Here is a 20,110-nt window from a genome sequence, read left to right on the forward strand (position 1 = left end):
GTAGCTATAAAATAAATAATAGTGCTTTATTAAATAGATATTCGACGATCTATTTATTTAAGATATTACTTTTATAATTAATGTAGAGTAAATATTTAAATGTAGTATTGGTAATTTATTTTTTAAAAGATAAAAATAAACATCATATAATATAAAATTATCATTGATTTATTAAAGGAAAATAATTAGCAATCACAACCGTAATTTTGTTATTAAACTATTGTTTTAGAAGGATTTTATAAGTTCCTGTAAAATATTTAGCAAATCTTTACGTGATAATTGAAAAAAAGAATTTATCCACTCATCCTTGCAATGATCTAAAATATAGCCAACTTTTTTACCTGGATTTATTCCTAATTTAAGAACATCATATCCTCTCAAGGGGAAAATAGGCTTTCTCCAATAAGGAATATCTTCAATAATTTTAATAATTTTATATGCATACTGATTATCAATATGTCTGTGATTAAGAGCTAAAAATATTTTCAGTTTCGCTATTACTACATCTGATCCATAAATATAAAATAATTTAATAATCTCTTTTTCTGTAATATTAATAGGTATATTACACTGTATAAAGGCAAGAAAAAAATGTTTTATTGCAGTGGATAAACATAATTTTTTTGATATATAGCGGATAAAATTTTCATCTTGTGAATAAATTAGTACAATAAAACGCAATAAAGGATCAATGCTCCATTTGAATTTTTGTTCTCCTTCAATAAGAAAAGAAAATTTATCAATGTGAAAACATTGTATATATGGGAATATTTCTTTAAATACACCACTATCATGCATGTGTATAACTGCTTGGATTGGATTTTTTGCTTCCAATAATTTTTTAATTTCTGACCAGATACGCTCTATAGAAACTATTTTTAAGCCTACTTTTGTTTGTTTAATTGCAGAAAATCCATTAAAATCAATATTATCTTTACCATAGTGAGCAAAAAAACGAAAAAATCGTAGAATACGAAGATAATCTTCCTCAATCCTATGATGTGCATTCCCAATAAATCTTATAGTATTATTCCTGATATCATTTAATCCACCTACATAATCAATAATCTGACCATATCGATCGGCATATAAAGCATTTATTGTAAAATCTCTTCTGAGTGCATCCGCATGCCAATCTTTGGTAAAAATAACTTTTGCATTACGTCCATCAGTGATATAATCACTTCTTAAAGTTGTTATATCAAAACATTTTTTACTCAATAATACTGTGACAGTGCCATGATAAATTCCTTTTGGAATAACTGCACACTTAGTTTTAGAAAAAATCTTAATCACTACATCTGGCAATATTGTGGTAGCAATATCAACATCTTTCACATCAACGTTCATCAGGCTATCCCTAACAGCCCCTCCCACAATGCAGGATTTTTCGTTTCCTTGATTTAGCAAAGACATTATATATATAAGATCTGGATCACAAAACCATTTACATTTAGCAACTGATACCATTTATATTCCCATGGGATCTTATATGATTATAGATTTATATACTACTCTTCAAAAAAATGACAAAATATATAAAAATGTTTATATAATCATGACTATATGTTTAGCGATCATTATAAAACAAAAATCAAAAAAATATAAAATGATGTTAATTATTTTATAAAAAATAATTAACATATCACGCAAGATAAGTATCTTTCTAGAATATAATTTATATTTAAGTAATTCACGATATATCTTGCAACATAAAATTAACTAATATAAACCAAAATCATATTTCAATATCAAGATTATACTGTATAAAGTTATAATAAATTATATACTGATTATTTAAATTATGACTTTAGCACACCTAAAAAAATATTTTTACCTGCATTATATCAAAAAAAAACGTCATAATTCTAAAAAATATATGATGTATCAATTTTGATTATATAGATTCAGATTTTGATCTAATATCAGATATATATGATCGAATAACACGAATACGTACACCATCGCATATTTCTACTTCTAACTCAGAATTATCCAAAATCCTTGTGACTTTTCCTGTGATTCCTCCTGCTGTAAGCACATGATCTCCTCTGCGCAAACTATTTAATTTTTCTTCACGAAGCTTTATCTGTTGACGCTGCGGACGAATAATTAAAAAATACCAAACAAAGGCTAGAAGGAGAAATAAAGAAATAAGTTCAATAGGTGATGTTACAGAGCCTATAGATTGAACATCTGATTGTGCATAAACTTTTGTAAATAACATAAAAAAAACCTCTCCTCTCACAGGACACAATAATAATTTTACATAAATAAATTATAAAAACGGTGCTACTTCATAACTAACTATAGAACAATTGCATATCTATTTTAAGATATATAACAAAAAAAACTCAACGTCATTATTAAACATGTTCGTTTCATATTCAATATATTAAAATAAAATAATCCAAACAATTCAAAAATTAAAAATATTGTTTTCTAATATTAAGAAGAAATCACTGGGGAAAAATATTTTTATGATAGTAATATTTTAAGCCCAATAAAGATGAAATACATTAAAAAACAAAATATGGTTCAATTAACTTCTAAATAATTGATAAAATAGAAAAATCTTATTATCAAATATATGGATTAATTCAAAGGTATTAGTTTATATCATTTATAATTAAGGTATTAGTTTATACCATTTATAACAATTAATAGTTTTATGGTCTAATAATATTTAATGATGACTAAAACGGATTATTATAGCTGCATATTATATAATAAGTAGGTATATTAATTATTATATTAATTAATTTTTAGTATTGTTGAGAGTCATGAATTTAAAAAATAAATACACTATTGTTATTCCTTTAATATTATCTACATTATCAGGATGCGGGGAAAATGATGATGTAATTTATTATAATAAAATGGCATCTATATATATAGATCAAATAGATAATATTGATAAAAAACTTAATGAAGTTAATACAAGAGTTAATACAAAACTTAGTGAAGTTAATACAAAACTTAATGCACTTGATAAAATAGTTGATACAAGTGTTAATAAAAACTTAACGACCCTAGCAAATAAGTTACAGTACGTACGGGATTTTAAAATAGCACTTCAAAATTAGCTAATAATAAGTAAATAAATATTTTTATATAAAAATAAATTTTACGCAAGAACGTCTATATATTATATATGTTAGTATTTATATAAATGTAATTTACAATATAACTATATGCAATAATTCAGCATTATCTTATATATCTGTACATTAGTTAAAGCAAAAGTCTTAATTATAGTCTAATTCACATTAATATCATGTATACATTTATTATTAGTATTTTAATTTTATTAATTATAAATATATTTATATATATTTATTAACTAATAATAAAATAAATCGGAGAATAATAATTAAATATATCAGTAGCAAAACAAAGCGACGAAATCCACTAACTGGTTTGTATATCACTGTAAATAAAACTAAAGATAGATTCATCAATAAATCTACTAAAAAATCAACATTACTATTTTGCTTATACCACAACACTATAGAATCTATAAAGGCGATAAGAATTATCATGTCTCTTATAAGGAACATAAAGTTTCTCCTAGCCTTAAAAATAATTGACATAACTATTCCCAACAAAAAATATTTACATAAACAAAGGTTTTAATATAATTAGTAAAATATTATATATAATGTTAAAAAAATCTCAATAAAATATATTTATGTACATTAAATTATAATAATGACATACCTTATAATCAATAATTTAACCATTTTATAAACTCAAAAGAATGTTAAAATAAGATCATTGATTATACTATGTTTTACTTTTATTATTTCATAACTTTTTTACATCAATATCTGAATAAAAATATAGAAAATTATTAGTTAATTGATAATTAAATTATTTACAGCAGATAATACAATATTTTGTTAAGATTTATTTACATTTATTAAAGATTAGCAAAATAAATTTGAGTCTTAAATACAAGAATAATTACCCGCTTAATTATGCAAAAAAACATATTAACTCGATAAAAGCTATGCCTTAGACCTCTGCAGATATAATTTAACCTCATATCCTAATTCCAAGATGAATTTTGGGATTAGCATGAATGACTAATGTAGGCATAAACGATTTCTTGTATTTTTTGCTAATTCATTTATCCGATGGTCTGATATTTTTAAAATTAAAACCATGATCACCCATTGAAAATATTTTATATTCAATCAAAAAATACATTTAATATAATGAGTAATAGTATGAAAAAATATCCATAAAACAGAATTATAGAAACATTAATACCGTTCTATAGGTTTAGTATGAATAATTTAGCGATAATTATTTAAAAAATACCATTTGAATAAATTTAATTATATTAAAAAATAAGTTCATATATATTAGCTATAAAATATTGTACTATATTGATAATAATACTATTTAAAACTAATACTTCATGCATTCAAAACGATACTATATTTACTTTTAGAGATAGAATTAGAAATATTTTTAAAAACTTTCAAGAGAGAATTAATATCTGATACATTATAGTAGTCTTCAATAGAACTAGCACACTTTTTCAACAGATTCACTCCTACTGCTGGAGCATTAATAGATATCGTAAATATTCTTATGGAGTGATTCTTAGCTTTGTTGCATGTTTTAAGGGTCCTTTTATCACTTGATACATTATTATTTTCTCCATCAGTCAGGAATACAATATATTTACGAAATGAAGTAGACGGAACTTTGAATCTTGTAAGAAATATTCTGTTAAAAAAATTAGTTCTCTCATCGGCAGTCAATATTTTATATGCTTTTTTCATCGCTGGACTAGAATCAGTTTCAGCAAATTTAACTGCATCCATTCCTTTTAGAGTATATTCCCTTATATCTTCTCCACCCCATGATGGAGATATTTGCTTAACAATCTTTTCTGTATATCCGATTAATCCCATATAAAATCTTTTTGTCACATTTGGCAAACTCTCAATAGTATCAAGAAGAAGCAACATTGCCTTCTTGAGAGCTGTTATTTTAGAGCGTTTTCTATCTTTTACGCAAGGAACGGAAGAAGAATTAAGATTATTTTCCGGATTATCATCTATGGGACAATGCATAGAACCAGATAAATCTATTAAAAATTCCAAAAAAGAAACATCATCATTAGTGCTATCCATAGTTAAAACAGCAGATACAAAAGAAACAACTGTAGCATATTTATTATCACCTAAAATATTTCCTAAAAGTGGAAAATGATAATAATAATATGTTGTCAAATTAATGTCATAAACATTCTTATAATTATTACGGGGAGATATATTAATATTAACATTATCAGATATAAAGTTTATATCCTTTTTGTCAAATATAGATACAGATAGAGATTCTTTAATATTATTCTTAATAAATGTTTTTATATTATATATAATAACCCCTTCCGAATATTTGCTAATATTATTGCTAAAATAACTAAAATTTGATGCCATCTTTGATCCAGCAGATAATATGACAGAATTGATCGTAGTATCAATTGCTATTTTTTTATGATATAAATCAACCAAAGATATAATAAAAAATATGATTATCAATAATGGAATTATAGAATAACAAAAAATGATTAGCAAACTTGCTTTATCAGATAAAATAATTCCTTTTATCTTAGATAAGAATATCCTAAATAAACGCATTAAAAAGTCTTTATATTAAAAATTTATTACTATACAAATATATAAAATAAATAGTCCTATTTCGATTTTTGATTAAAATCAATTATAACTTTTAATAAAAAATATAGTATTACTATATAGAACACTCTTTGTCTATTTTAGACTTTAATGCTTAATCTATTATGCATAAGGTAATCTAAATATTATATATCTAATTTATGAGGCTATCAATCTATTGAAAGAATTATAACATATATTAAAGTATAGAAAAAAATTATCATATAAGTCAGATTAGAGATTAACTCACATTATTTTATTAAGCTCAATTTTGAATAAAATAAAAGAAATATACTCAAAAACAAGTTAAATATAAATTACAAATAAACAAATTATATTGATATGTATCATTTATAAGAATTTTAAAGTTATACCCCATCTTCATTTAAAAATACATCAATTAAAATAGGACTGATATTAGAAAGTTAATATTTGATAGAACATATATAAGCGATTATAGCGAATGCCATCGAAAAATTGATTCCATAATCTCATTATATGATATAATGCTTATCAATAGTGAAATAAAATATAAATAATTATTCTTTAAGAGGAATAAATTGATGAATGATATTGCACGATTGAAATTACAAGACAATTCAAAGCGCATAGAATCTATACTAGATCGTCTATTATCTAGAGAAAATTTCCAATGTAAATCACATAATGATAGACTAATATCTGCAATGAGGTACGCTATCTTAAATGGAGGTAAAAAATTACGTTCTTTTTTATTAGTTGAGTGTGCAGCTCTATTCGAATTTTACGATCCTGTAGTCTTGCAAATAGGAGCTGCTATCGAATGTATTCATTGTTATTCTTTAATACATGACGATCTACCATCAATGGATGATGGTCATATTCGCCGTGGGAAACCAACTGTTCATATAAAATATGATGAAGCAACTGCTATTCTTTCAGGAAATAGTTTATTAACATATGCTTTTGAGATAATTTTCTCGCCAAAAACAAAATTAGAAGATAAAATAAGATGTGAGTTGGCTTTTTCGCTATCATGCAGTTCAGGAGCAAAAGGTATGCTCGGTGGGCAAATGATGGATGTTCAAGATGAATATCCCGACGAAAACAATCCTTTCATAGTACCAGAGATGAAAACAGGAGCGCTGATGAGATTTGCCTGTGAAGCAGGAGCAATTATCGCAAATGCAAGTCAAGAAGACAAAATAAGACTAAGAAATTTTGGAAATAATTTAGGAATTATTTTCCAGTTGGTTGATGATATACTTGATTTTAAAAGTAATACACATAAAGTCGATAAAAAATCTATGAAAAATGCAACTAATAAGAAAAACTGTCTTATAAAAATAAAAGGTGAGCAGTGGATAAAACAAGAAATTGATAAACAAACTAATAGTGCAATTGATATATTAAGTTGTTATGGAAAAAAATCTCAGCCTCTTATTGAATTTGCACGCTTTTTATCTTCTTAAAAATAGATAATTAAAAACTATAAAAATACGTGTTTTAATAGATTAATATGGCATAGTTTATTTATAATATCATAATAGTTATTTTAATACCGAATATTAAATGATAACTTTTGCCAAATTACGTTGAAGCAAGCCGTATATAATATGATTAAAATGCGGTAAATAATTATAGGTATGATAATATGTATTATTTTTGCTGTCGTTTAAAACAATTATTCCTTTCAAAATACAAATACGTTGTATTAACAATATCATTTGTGACATTTATAGCTTTTTTATTTATTTATTCTAATAATGAATCATTTAATACGAATCAAAAACATATACTCCGCATTGGAACAGATGGAACTTATCCTCCTCATAGTTTTCATACTGATAATGGAAAAGGAGAACTGATGGGATTTGATATTGATCTTATTAGGGAAGTAGCAAAACGCCTTAATTTAGAGGCAAAATTTTTCGAAACAAGAACTGATAGTCTTATTTTCGGAATTGATACAAATAGATATGACGTTTTAGTAAATGTTGCTATTACAGAAGAACGAAAAAAAATATATAACTTTTCAATACCATATCTATCAAATAATCTACTATTAATCGTAAGAAATGATGAAAAAAATATAAATAGTTTTAATGATATTAAAGGGAAAAAAGTTGCCCAAATACTTGGCACAAGTCTTTTAAAATTAGCAGAAAAATTAAAAGCAGATTTAATCTACAGTGATAATTTTGAGCAATCATTACAACTTCTGTTTAATAAACGTACAGATGCAACTATGGTCCCTGAAAATCCTTTTATTTATTTTACCAAAAATCATAGAAGTAAGAGCAATCAATTTAAAATAGCTGATAGTATCAATGAAAAATGGAGTATTGGTTTTATGATTTCCAAAAAAAATGATAAATTGAAAAAAAATATTGATAAAACCTTGTGTGAAATAATTTCAGATGGCACTTATAAGAAAATATTTAATAGATATTTCGAGAAAAACGATTCTCCTAACATAGTTAATTGCACTTCATAGTTGATAATAAGTTTTTTGGTTATAATTTCATGATACCTGAATGGTTAAATCTTGTTATCGATTCATTCCCACAGCTTTTCTATGCTACTGTAGTTTTTACTATACCAATCGCATTGATTTCTTTCGTATTAAGTCTAATCATTGGGCTGTTTCTCGCTATTGCTTGGATCTTTTTTACAAGAAAAGTTACCTTTATAATATATATTTATGTATGGATTTTTCGAGGAACCCCCCTTCTAGCGCAATTATTTTTAATATTTTATGGACTGCCACATATTGGAATTGTAGTGAGCGCATTTAACGCAGTTGTCATTATCCTTACACTTAATTTTTCCGCCTATATTTCGGAAGTAATACGATCCTCTATTATGGCTATTTCAAGAGGACAATGGGAAGCATCCTATTCTATTGGATTAACATTATATCAAACTATGCGACATGTTATATTACCACAAGCCGCGGCTACATCTATAGCTCCTTTATCAAGTGAATTTATATCCATATTAAAAAGTACTTCGCTTGCTTCAAGTGTTACAGTGCCAGAACTATTCCAAATATCAAATAGGATTGTCTCAACAACTTTTCAACCTCTGATTATATATCTAGAAATTGTTATCATTTATCTTGTTTTGACTTCATTGTGTTATTTGATACAAATAAAATTAGAATCTTTTTTTACGAGATATACATGTCCTGATAATTATAGAAAAAAAATGAGTTTAAAAAAAGAAAAACAAAACTTTTTTTGGTTATCCTCTTGAAAAGTAATAATATATTGAAACCATAATAAAAAATATTTAGAAACAAAAGTTATTGTATTGGTTTAGAAAATTAAGTCATTCTATGATAAAAGATAATTGAGCAAGTTATATCCATCATCATTAAAATAAGAATAGTTATAAAACTTCAACAATATAAATAATTTACAATTAGATTACATTCACGCTGCTACTATAAAACGAGAAGATTTAGAAGCTAAAGAACGAATAAGTTTTCTATTGGCATCTAGACATATCCTTTCAATAATTTCATATAGTTCTTTTGCTGATAAACCAGCAATATCTTTTTTCTGAATTATTTTAATCAGCTTTTCTGATATAACTAATGGATCTATATTGATAGAGTTAGCGTACATTTCTCGTATAATCATAGTAGCTTCAACGAAAATTACACTCACTTCAGATTCAAGACCTATCGACTCATAAAGAGCACGAACCACGTTAAAACCGCCAGTGTACAAAATAGAACGAATCCGATCTATTCTCTCTCCAGAAATATTTTCAATAACTAAAGAAACAAAATTAATAGCTCCTATAATCAAAGCATTAATTAAAAGGGCTGGAGTAAGCTGTTTATCATGTTGTAAAATTACTACTAACTCACGCATACTATTCATATCATCAACATTTAATATCATATCAATAATACCGTTCATAATACTCTCTGTAGATAAAATTTTGGCACGTTGTGAAGTAATAAATCTATTAACTATAACTGATTTACACAAGTCATTGCTAACACTTTTCATTAATAAATATCTAGCCTTTAGTGGAAGATCAGATCTTGATGATAAAAGAGATCTTGCATCAGGAACATGACAAAAACGTTCTGATATACTCATTAATAATGAAGATGATAAAAAAGCTGACTTATTTTCTAACAATGCAATTACACTATATAATTGCCCATTCTCTATTAAATTTTCTGCAACATAATTAGATAATTTATATCTTGAAGCTATGAAAACACGTGTCAAATCACTTCCTTTACGAATTAAATAAATAAGGTCATCATCATTCAAAATAGGAGAATGCAAAATAATGGTACCTGAAACATCTGGATGATCCTCACTAAGAGCTAAAATAATATTTCTTGGCACTGTATTAGATAGAGCTATAGAACGCGCAAGAGATAAACGAACAGCGGGAGCGGGATCGTCTAATAAATGCATCATTGCTAAAATCAAGTAATCTTTTTCTTTATCTAAAAACTTCTGTGGACACCAAGTTTTGCCCATAATACGAGCAGCGCGAATTCTTTCCTGTAAATTAGCATTTTTAGTCCATGATATAAATGATTGTAAGCTCACTATTGCCCCCAAAGAAATAATATTAATTTCACTAAATTGATTTCATATAAATTAAATGCAAATCTACACTGGAAAGGTTAATGCATGATAACAAAAAGCATAAATTATTGCTTTTAAATTTTCTTTTTTAATAAATTATCTGGAAAAGACAGGTGCTTAATAAATTATAAATTTTACAAATATTAATAATAAAAATAGCAATAAAATGTAGTTATAATATTTAATTTAAACATAGTAGTAATTTCGATCTACTGAAATAAAAAATTATTGTTTATATACTTTTTTATAAAATAGGATGTATAAAAACTAAAAGTATAATTATATACTTAGTTACAATTAGGAGATTTTTTTGTGTTGATAATATCTGGTCTTGGCAATCCTGGAGATAATCATTGCAATGACCGTCATAATCTTGGTTTTATGGCAATTGATTGTATTCATTCATTTTACTCATTCTCCTCATGGAAAAAAAAGTTTTGCGCTGAAATATCAGATGGAAGCCTCGACGGTATAAAAACAATTTTGACAAAACCTCAAACATTTATGAATTTATCAGGAAAATCTATTATTGAAACAATAAATTTCTATAAACCTTTGCTGAAAAATTGCATAATAATACACGATGAAATGGATCTTCCTGTTGGGAAAATACGCATTAAAACTGGAGGAGGAGATGCTGGACATAATGGATTAAAATCTATCAGTGAAAAATGCGGCAGAGATTATAAACGTCTAAGAATTGGAATTGGCCGTCCCCAGAATGCAGAATGTGTTTCAAAATATGTTTTAAGTAGTTTTTCTGCTGAAGAAAAAAACATACTAGAACCAGTATTAAAAAATATTGCAAAATATGTTCATTTACTTGCTAAAAACGAGGACAATATGTTTTTAAATCGTATTTTGCAAAACTAGTACCTTATACCTTAAGGTCAATATATTTAAAATATGTAACAATTAATCCGCATGAAGATGAGATAATATCTATGAATTAAGACTGAAACATAAAATTAATTTTCTATAATAAATATATGTATCTCATTAATTTAAAAATTAAAACTTAAAAGCATATTCCTGCATTTATTAAATATTATCAATCATAACAAAAACATTAATTATTTGCTGATATTAAAAATCATTAAATTAAATAATTATACTTAAATTTAAAAATACAGTAATTATGATAGCAAATAGTATATGCATATTGCATCTTATCATTTAACCTATTTCGGTGCTTTATTGATAGTAATTTTAAAAGGAATAAAATTTATGGGTTTTAAATGTGGTATTATAGGACTTCCTAATGTTGGCAAATCAACGCTTTTTAATGCATTGACTCGCACTGCATCAGCACAAGCAGCAAATTACCCATTTTGTACGATAGAACCAAATTCTGGTGAGGTAGCTGTACCAGATCCACGTATGAAAAAATTAGCTGAGATTGCTAAATCAAAAGATTTGATTCCAGCTCGTATGTCATTTGTAGATATAGCTGGAATAGTACGTGGAGCTTCAAAAGGAGAAGGACTTGGAAATCAATTTCTAGCAAATATTAGAGAAGTAGATGCAATTGTGCACGTATTAAGATGCTTCGAAGATGAGAATATTATTCATGTTGAAGGTAAAATCGATCCCATTAATGATATTGAAACCATCGAAACAGAATTAATGTTGTCTGATCTTGAAAGACTTGAAAAGATTTTTGAAAAAAACAAAAAACTAAAAAATAATAAATCTAAAGAAAATGTTCTTACACAAGAAATAGTTTCTCAATCTTTAAGTCTTATAGAAAAAGGACAACCTGTCAGAAGCTTATTGAATAATCTTGATCCTGATTCAAAACAAATCTTCAAAAGCTTAAACCTGCTAACCTCTAAACCGGTTCTATATGTGTGCAATGTATCAGAAAATGATTGCCTTATAGGGAATGAAAATACGAACGCAGTTAAAAAAATAGCTGAAAAACAAAATGCAGAAACTATTATCATTTCTGCAGCTATAGAAGCAGAAATAGCCCAACTTCCTGAAGAAGAAGCATCTATTTTCATGAAAGATTTGGGAATTTCTATATCAGGACTTGAATCACTTATTAATTATGGATACCGACTACTTAATTTGATCACATATTTCACAGTAGGAGAAAAGGAAACTCATGCTTGGACAATTCCATGTGGAATGAATGCTCAAAAAGCAGCTGGTATAATTCATTCTGATTTTGAAAAGGGTTTTATACGTGCCTTAACTATATCTTATGATGACTATATAATGATGGGCGGAGAAAATGCAGCCAAAGAAGCAGGAAAAGCACGTGATGAAGGGAAAGATTATATAGTGAAAGATGGAGATATAATGCATTTTCGATTTAATGTATAACACATACTAATAATCAATAAATAATAATTTATAAAATTTGCGGACTAATAGTATAACTCCATCTATTTGTATATATAAATAATAAAAGATATATGTTGGATTTCAAAATTCTATTATAATCATACTTACCACTAACTTCAATTAACGTGCTTTGAAAGTTATTCAAAATATCAGCAATTTAATCTGAAATAGGCAATATATATATTTATTTAATTCCAATTAATAACAAAGAACAAATGCAATTTTTGAGATAATATTTAATGTAATTTTATTATAAGAAAAATTAACGCTAACTACAATATTATGCAATTATCTACGCAACTCATCATGTTATTTATCCAATTATCTACCAAATCTTTTGACAAAAATAGATTTACATCTGCATCATATTTTTTTATGCAAACGCATATGCCTTCACATTTCCCTACTAATAACATATCCTATAAACATAGTCATTATGATAGTAAAAACAGCAAAACTCTTTACGATTATCTGCCAAACACTACTCTAACATCATGCGCAATATAGTAAAAAGAAGAAAATAATTCTGCAATTAAATTAAAGTTACTAATGGCAAATTATATTAATACTTTGCTTTTATCAGATCTTTGTAGCAAAATATGTACCAAGGTTAATTATCGTTCTGCTAATTAGCAATACAATAAAATTAGGATTATTAAGTGAATAATAGCAATAATAAAGAAGATTATGTGAAAAACTATAGCCTAAATAATAGTAGTGATTATATTAATCGATTAAATACACAACAAAAGCATGCTGTCACCTGTATTGACGATAATCCACTATTAATATTAGCTGGATCAGGAACTGGCAAAACTACAGTTTTAATTGCACGCATGCTCTATTTGATAGACCAAAAAAAAATATCTTCATCAAAAATACTTGCTATTACTTTTACTAATCAAGCAGCACAAAATATAAAAGATAGATTTATTAGCTTGGGATATAATATACCTAAAATAAAAACTTTTCATTCATTTTGTTCAGACTTGTTACGTAAAAAAGCAGATCTTATAAATATGCAGCCTAATTTTACTATTATTAACGGCAATATGTCTCAAAAAATTATAAAAGAGATCATGAAAGATCAGGGAATAGAGCCGAAAGAGCATCTTAAATATTCCACTGAAAGAATAACTTATTGGCAAAATAATGGATTAAGTCCAAAAGAAATTGACAGATATTACAAAAGTAAAAATGATGAAATAGCTATTGATATTTATCATCGTTATACAGAAAATCTACAAAAACACAATAGTATAGATTTTGGAGGATTAATTATAAAAAGCATAGAAGTGCTACGTAATCCGCATATTTTAAAGGAATATCATCAATATATTTCACATGTCATGGTAGATGAATATCAAGATGTAAATCCTTCACAATATATGTTATTACGATTATTGTACCAAAAAGAAGACGAAAAACAAAGAATTAAATTATGCTGTGTTGGCGATGAAGACCAATGTATTTATGAATGGCGTGGCTCAAGAGTTGATCATATCACACATTTTGAAAAAGATTTTAAAGGGGCTAATATAATAAAACTTGAGCAAAATTATCGATCAAATTATCATATTCTAAATACCGCGAATAAATTGATTTCTCACAATAAAAATCGCATTGGAAAAACACTATTTACAGAAAGAAATTTTCCAAGCGATCAAAAAGTCAAAATACATGTGTTCCAAGAAAGTATTTCAGAAACATCTACTATAACTAAAGAAATTCAAGAATTCATGGAAACAGGAATTCCTTTAAATGAGATAGCAATTTTAGTTCGTACATCATTACAAATAAAAAGTTTCGAAGATGAATTTATAACACAAAAAATTCCATATGAAGTAATAAAAGGAAGAGGCTTTTATGACCTTCGAGAAATAAGAAATGCCATCTCTTATTTACGATTAACATTTAATAAGAATAACTATCATGATTTTATGGAAATAATTAACACTCCTAAAAGAGGAATAGGAAAAGAGAGCTTAAAAAAAATTAAAGAATATGCTGATCAACATGAAATATCAATGTTCAAGGCTACAGAAGCAATAATTAAAACCGATAAATTACAAAACAAACAAATCAAAACACTAATAAATTTTATAAACGATATTTACCGTTGGGAAAAAGGATTAAAAAAACACTCAAAATATAATAATATTGCCGAAATAATTCTTGAAGAAAGTGGATATATTGAGATGCATAGAAATGATGTATCTTCAATAGGATCAGAAGAAAGGATTAATAACTTATACGAATTAATTTCCACTGTAGGAGAATATAAATTAATAGATCAATTTATTGAAGATGTATCTTTGAGAGAAAATAATAATCGATTATATCAATCCCTCGATTGTGTAAAAATAATGACTCTACATGCTGCAAAAGGTCTAGAATTTGACACAGTATTTATCTCAGGATGGGAACAAGGCCTTTTCCCTCATCAAAATTCCATTGATTCAGAAGATTATGAAAAGGAATTGGAAGAAGAGAGAAGACTAGCATATGTAGGGATTACTCGGGCAAAAAATAATTGTCATCTTTGTTATGTAATCAATCCAAGAAATCACTTTTATAATAATAATTTTGGTCATAAGAACGAACCATCTCAATTTTTGTTAGAAATGTATAATCCCGATCATGTTCAAGACATAATGTATGACGATATTTTCTGTAGTTTCAATGAATATTGGGAGAATTCGTTTCTAGAAAGTAATATTTTATATAAATATTATAGTAAATTTAATCCCGGCGATCTGGTAAGACATGAAAAATTTGGAACTGGCAAAATTATCCATGTTTTAGATAATAAATCAGACATTGAATTTGATAATAATCATCGAAAGTTAATATATAACAACTTTATAAAAAAATTATAATGTTAATACAATTAAATGCGATAATTTTAATAATTAAGTTCTATATTTAAACTAATGATCTGGACGAATTATAATATATATTATCAATACTGTTTTATAATATAAAAATTATACTTAGTCTTAAATCAAAATTACAAAAATAATATAAAATTAAATTATAGTATATTTAAATTATTTTCTTATATAATTATAATTTTACACATAAAATAATAATTATATAAGATTGATAATCATCATAACATAGTTTCTTTATACTCTTACTACTAATTATTTTATAATTGATTTCCTCCTTCGTAAAAGCGTTATCAGCATTTTAAAATGAATTTTATACAATAAAATTTTGCTAAATACATCTAACATTATTACCGATATTATAATCATTTGATCTAAAATTAAAAATAAATACTTATTTATAATCAATACGTAAAACCTTTTTATATCAATAAATCAAATAATTATTTAAATAATTGAAACATTTTTAATAAATTTGATGTATTCAGATATATACACATATTAAAAATTGAATTAAATAAAAAAAAGGAATAAAATCATGAGGATAAAAAAGATAGCTGCTTTATCTATGCTTTTAGTAAGCCCCTTAATTTTAACTAGTTGCCGTGGTAAACCACCTCCTAATAAGAAAAAATTTAATAAGAATCATTCTATACCCAAAAAGAAAGGGATTGTTTAGTAGATAGTATAGTATGTGTTATATAATATATCTTTTATATCTGTATGGTATAAATTGATTATTTTAAATTACGGTGTAAGTACAATTGTCTAACAATAATTTTTTTAGCACAACAAGATTAATAGATTCATTGATGCCGCCTACCCTACTGGCTTATAATATATTGCTGATTTTTATAAGTCTTGTTGTGCTATAAATTATATAATGATCCCTTTATTTCCATGCAAAAACTTTTATTGGAAATATTTAAAATATCTATAATCAGCACCATTACTCGTTTTTACAGTATCAATAAATAGCTTACAATTTTATAATTTATGTCATTCTACAATATGTATTGTATAAAAGTAATATTTAAAAAAATACGAATTTGACTATAAAATAATTGATTAATCAATATTTATCTCATAATCATTGTGAAAATATTATAACTTCTTTCAAAACAATTATGGGGATATAGAATTGAAAATTAAATCCATAATAACATTTTATATCATTTTATTGACCTCAATATCAAATAGTTGTGATAACGCAACTATTGATGATCCGACAATTAAAATTTTTAAGCAAATAGAAACATGTATAAAAGAATCCGATAATCATTTGTTAAAATTACAATATGTAAAAATGATAGAAAATGACCTTACTAATATGATAACAGACTGTAAATCTACATATAGGGAAGTTACTTTAGATACTATTAGCAAATCAGATGATATGAGTAGATAAAATTTAAAGCATATTATCCTTTAATATTTTTATTTCATCACGTATCCGTGCAGCTTCTTCAAAATTAAGGTGATCAACAGCAATTGCCATTTGTTTTCGCAAATATTTTAAATGCATATCTAATTCATCTTTAGATAGAGAAATATTTTCTTTGATATATGGCTTCTGATCCTGTTCTCGCAACATTGGATCATCTATATCCAGTATTTTTTCTGTAACTGATTTTGGAATTATATTATGTTTTGTATTATATTCTATTTGTTTTTTGCGTCTTCTTGTAGTCTCATCAATTGCATCTTTAATAGATTTAGTAACATGATCAGCATAAAGAATGACTTTGCTATCAATATTCCTTGCTGCACGACCAATAGTTTGTATCAAAGAAGTTTTAGAACGCAAAAAACCTTCTTTATCAGCATCAATAATTCCTACAAGGCCACATTCAGGAATATCAAGTCCTTCACGTAGTAAATTTATTCCAACTAGTACATCAAATTTTCCAAGACGTAAATCTCGTATAATTTCTATTCTCTCTAAAGTATTCACTTCGGAATGAATATATCGAACTTTAATAGATTGTTCGTAAAGATATTCAGTTAAATCTTCAGCCATACGTTTGGTAAGAACTGTTAATAAAACGCGAAAACCTTTCTTAATGGTTAATTTAATCTCATTAAAAACATCATCTACTTGTGCGCTAGCAGATCTAACCTCTATAGGAGGATCAACAAGGCCGGTAGGACGAATAATTTGTTCAACAAAAACTCCCTTACACTGTTCTAATTCCCATGTTCCTGGAGTCGCTGATACCAATATAGTAGTTGGACGTATACAATCCCATTCTTCAAAACGCAAAGGACGATTATTCATACATGAAGGCAAACGAAAGCCATATTCTGCCAAGGTTGCTTTGCGTCGAAAATCTCCTCGATACATACCGCTGATTTGAGGAATTGTGACATGACTTTCATCAACGAATAATAAAGAGTTTTCAGGAATATATTCAAAAAGAGTCGGTGGGGGATCACCAAAATCACGACCGGTTAAATAACAAGAATAATTTTCAATAGATTGACATGAACCAGTCGTCTCTAACATTTCTAGATCATAATTTATACGCTGTGCAACTCGTTGAGCTTCAAGCAATCTTCCTACTTCTTCTAATTCAATAATGCGACGTTTTAATTCCTCCTTAATATGTTTCATAGCCTCATTGAGTGTTGGCCTAGGAGTGACATAATGGGAGTTAGCATATATTTTGATTGATTGTAAATTTCTAGTATTTTTCCTAGTTAATGGATCAAATTCAACAATAGTTTCAACCTCATTCCCGAACATGCTGATTCTCCATGCAGAATTTTCAAGATGAGAAGGAAAAAGTTCAATTGAATCACCATAAACACGAAAAGAACCTCTAGTAATTTCCATATCTACTCGTTTATATTGCAGTTTCACTAGAGATGAAAGCAATGTTTTTTGATCTATTTCATCACCAATCTTAATCTGCAAAATCATTTTAGAATATGTTTCTACAGATCCTATACCGTATATACAAGAAACAGAAGAGACAACAATACAGTCATTTCGTTCTAAAAGAGAACGAGTAGCAGAGTGTCTCATACGATCTATTTGTTCATTAATAGAGGTTTCTTTTTCAATATACGTATCGGTACGAGGTACATAAGCTTCTGGTTGATAATAATCATAATAAGAAACAAAATACTCAACTGCGTTATTTGGAAAAAAATTTTTAAATTCTGAATAAAGTTGTGCAGCTAGAATTTTATTAGGAGCCATAACAATGGTTGGTCGTTGCATTTTTTCAATTACTTTAGCCATAGTAAAAGTCTTTCCTGATCCTGTTACACCAAGTAAAAGCTGTATTTTTTCTCCTGAATAAATTCCGTCTACTAGAGCAGATATAGCTGAAGGTTGATCACCAGAAGGCACATATTCTGTTTGTAATTTAAAAGGTATGGCGTTTTTAAATTGTTTATGATTGGAAATAGGACGATTGGGAGACCAAAGCTTTTCATTCTTAAAAAGAGGATTATCTGATTGTATTAAACGCGTAAGCTTTTGAACCGAAGTAGTCATTTCAGTTTCAATAATATCTATTTTTTTTTTATTATTTAATGAAGGAGAAGTTTTGTTTTTTGAATCAATAATTATTTCAGATTTATAGTAATTTTTTGATTTATTTTGTTTTAACTTGTTTTGCAGCTTTTCTTTGCTCATGCGCTTAGATACACTTTTACGATGCTTTCCTGCGCTAGAACGTATTAAACGCAATTCATTTGCAACAAGGTTTTTTTCCTCTTCAAATTGCCTATAATCAAAAGAATCGTCTGACTTATCAGAAATTAGCTTTAACTCCTTGCTATAACATCTTTTGATGTCGCGATAATTGGTATTATTTTTATATTTTAAAAGCCTGAATAATAATTTTTAAATAAAACTATTATTAATAAAATTCATATACTACATCTATCCTATACTTTTATTAATTGCTTTTGGAAGACCTTGATCATTAACACATACCATTACTATAGTTGCTTCTGATGCTTTTTGTAAAGAATCTTGATCACTACGACCATGAGTCCATAGTTCACAATATACTGTCACGGAAGTTTTACCAATTGATATAGTTTTAGTATAAAAACAAGCTAAATCACCTAATTTAACTGACTTTTCAAATAATAATTCTTTGACAGCTTTTGTTACTACACGCCCTTTACATATATAAGTTGCATGTATTCCACAAGCAATATCCATTTGAGACATAATCCAACCGCCAAAAATATTCCCATCTAGATTGACATCAGTTGGCATAGTTTGAACCTTTAGTTTCAATTCTCCGATAGGAGAAGGTAATCCTGTCATTAATAGTCCCTTTTAATGCATATTCGATTTATATTATTAAAAATTTATACCGTTTATTACTTGGTTAAGAAGCTGAAATATAAATTTATTTATTTTAATAAAATAATAAATTTATAATTAATATGTTATATAGTAGTAATTATTAATACTAAAAGTTGCAATATTAGTAAAAAAAAAACTATCTTTATAATATTACAATATAGTAAGTGCATGCAACTTTTTTTTATGCCAATATAACAAGCGCATGCAATGTTTTTAACGTATATTAACGTTTCT

At 26.6% G+C, this 20,110-nt stretch carries 15 protein-coding genes; 9 read left to right on the forward strand and 6 right to left on the reverse strand.

Going from position 1 to position 20,110, the window contains the following annotated elements; translation table 11 throughout:
* Nucleotides 1–225: 225 nt before the first annotated feature.
* A complete protein-coding gene (locus tag LAM_RS04085; RefSeq protein ID WP_007557521.1) occupies nt 226–1,470 on the reverse strand; it encodes a CCA tRNA nucleotidyltransferase in 1,245 nt (414 codons plus the stop codon).
* Nucleotides 1,471–1,897: 427 nt separating this feature from the next.
* Nucleotides 1,898–2,227, reverse strand: a complete 330-nt coding sequence (yajC, locus tag LAM_RS04090) for a preprotein translocase subunit YajC (protein WP_007557523.1) — start codon at nt 2,225–2,227, stop codon at nt 1,898–1,900.
* Nucleotides 2,228–2,783: 556 nt separating this feature from the next.
* Here yajC and LAM_RS04095 point away from each other — a divergent pair.
* Nucleotides 2,784–3,086 carry a hypothetical protein gene (locus LAM_RS04095; RefSeq protein ID WP_007557524.1) on the forward strand — a complete coding sequence of 101 codons (303 nt, stop codon included), beginning with the start codon at nt 2,784–2,786 and terminating at the stop codon, nt 3,084–3,086.
* Nucleotides 3,087–4,424: 1,338 nt separating this feature from the next.
* On the opposite strand, the gene LAM_RS04105 is transcribed toward LAM_RS04095, so the two are convergent.
* Nucleotides 4,425–5,660, reverse strand: coding sequence for a vWA domain-containing protein (locus LAM_RS04105; protein ID WP_007557126.1), 1,236 nt, complete (start codon nt 5,658–5,660; stop codon nt 4,425–4,427).
* 599 nt (nt 5,661–6,259) lie between these two features.
* On the opposite strand from LAM_RS04105, the gene LAM_RS04110 reads away from it, so the two are divergent.
* From LAM_RS04110 to LAM_RS04120, 3 genes are all read left to right on the forward strand, one after another.
* Nucleotides 6,260–7,147, forward strand: a complete 888-nt coding sequence (locus LAM_RS04110) for a polyprenyl synthetase family protein (protein WP_007557125.1) — start codon at nt 6,260–6,262, stop codon at nt 7,145–7,147.
* A gap of 182 nt (nt 7,148–7,329) precedes the next feature.
* Nucleotides 7,330–8,172 carry a transporter substrate-binding domain-containing protein gene (locus LAM_RS04115; RefSeq protein WP_007557124.1) on the forward strand — a complete coding sequence of 281 codons (843 nt, stop codon included), beginning with the start codon at nt 7,330–7,332 and terminating at the stop codon, nt 8,170–8,172.
* 32 nt (nt 8,173–8,204) lie between these two features.
* Complete coding sequence (locus tag LAM_RS04120) at nt 8,205–8,933, forward strand: amino acid ABC transporter permease (RefSeq protein ID WP_187288006.1); 729 nt, start codon at nt 8,205–8,207, stop codon at nt 8,931–8,933.
* Between the two features lie 179 nt (nt 8,934–9,112).
* On the opposite strand, the gene LAM_RS04125 is transcribed toward LAM_RS04120, so the two are convergent.
* Complete coding sequence (locus LAM_RS04125) at nt 9,113–10,261, reverse strand: DUF2336 domain-containing protein (RefSeq protein ID WP_007557122.1); 1,149 nt, start codon at nt 10,259–10,261, stop codon at nt 9,113–9,115.
* A gap of 351 nt (nt 10,262–10,612) precedes the next feature.
* Between LAM_RS04125 and pth the strand changes: the two genes are divergently transcribed.
* The 5 genes from pth to LAM_RS04145 all read left to right on the forward strand — a co-directional run bounded on the left by pth (nt 10,613) and on the right by LAM_RS04145 (nt 16,951).
* On the forward strand, nt 10,613–11,173 hold the full coding sequence (pth, locus tag LAM_RS04130) for an aminoacyl-tRNA hydrolase (protein WP_007557120.1): 561 nt from the start codon (nt 10,613–10,615) through the stop codon (nt 11,171–11,173).
* A 354-nt stretch (nt 11,174–11,527) separates the two neighbouring features.
* A complete protein-coding gene (gene ychF / locus LAM_RS04135) occupies nt 11,528–12,631 on the forward strand; it encodes a redox-regulated ATPase YchF (protein WP_007557119.1) in 1,104 nt (367 codons plus the stop codon).
* A gap of 680 nt (nt 12,632–13,311) precedes the next feature.
* Nucleotides 13,312–15,531 carry an ATP-dependent helicase gene (locus LAM_RS04140; protein ID WP_007557118.1) on the forward strand — a complete coding sequence of 740 codons (2,220 nt, stop codon included), beginning with the start codon at nt 13,312–13,314 and terminating at the stop codon, nt 15,529–15,531.
* A gap of 550 nt (nt 15,532–16,081) precedes the next feature.
* Nucleotides 16,082–16,222: a hypothetical protein gene (locus tag LAM_RS05420; RefSeq protein WP_023466368.1), complete on the forward strand. Its 141-nt coding sequence runs from the start codon at nt 16,082–16,084 to the stop codon at nt 16,220–16,222.
* 462 nt (nt 16,223–16,684) lie between these two features.
* Nucleotides 16,685–16,951, forward strand: coding sequence for a hypothetical protein (locus LAM_RS04145; RefSeq protein WP_007557117.1), 267 nt, complete (start codon nt 16,685–16,687; stop codon nt 16,949–16,951).
* A 3-nt stretch (nt 16,952–16,954) separates the two neighbouring features.
* On the opposite strand, the gene uvrB is transcribed toward LAM_RS04145, so the two are convergent.
* The gene (gene uvrB / locus LAM_RS04150) at nt 16,955–19,243 is read right to left on the reverse strand and encodes an excinuclease ABC subunit UvrB (RefSeq protein WP_007557116.1); all 2,289 of its coding nucleotides are present in this window, start codon (nt 19,241–19,243) and stop codon (nt 16,955–16,957) included.
* Between the two features lie 195 nt (nt 19,244–19,438).
* Nucleotides 19,439–19,834: an acyl-CoA thioesterase gene (locus tag LAM_RS04155; protein WP_007557115.1), complete on the reverse strand. Its 396-nt coding sequence runs from the start codon at nt 19,832–19,834 to the stop codon at nt 19,439–19,441.
* Nucleotides 19,835–20,110: the final 276 nt, after the last annotated feature.

It is taken from the genome of Candidatus Liberibacter americanus str. Sao Paulo, from assembly GCF_000496595.1.
In the GTDB taxonomy this organism is placed as follows: Bacteria; Pseudomonadota; Alphaproteobacteria; order Rhizobiales; family Rhizobiaceae; genus Liberibacter; species Liberibacter americanus.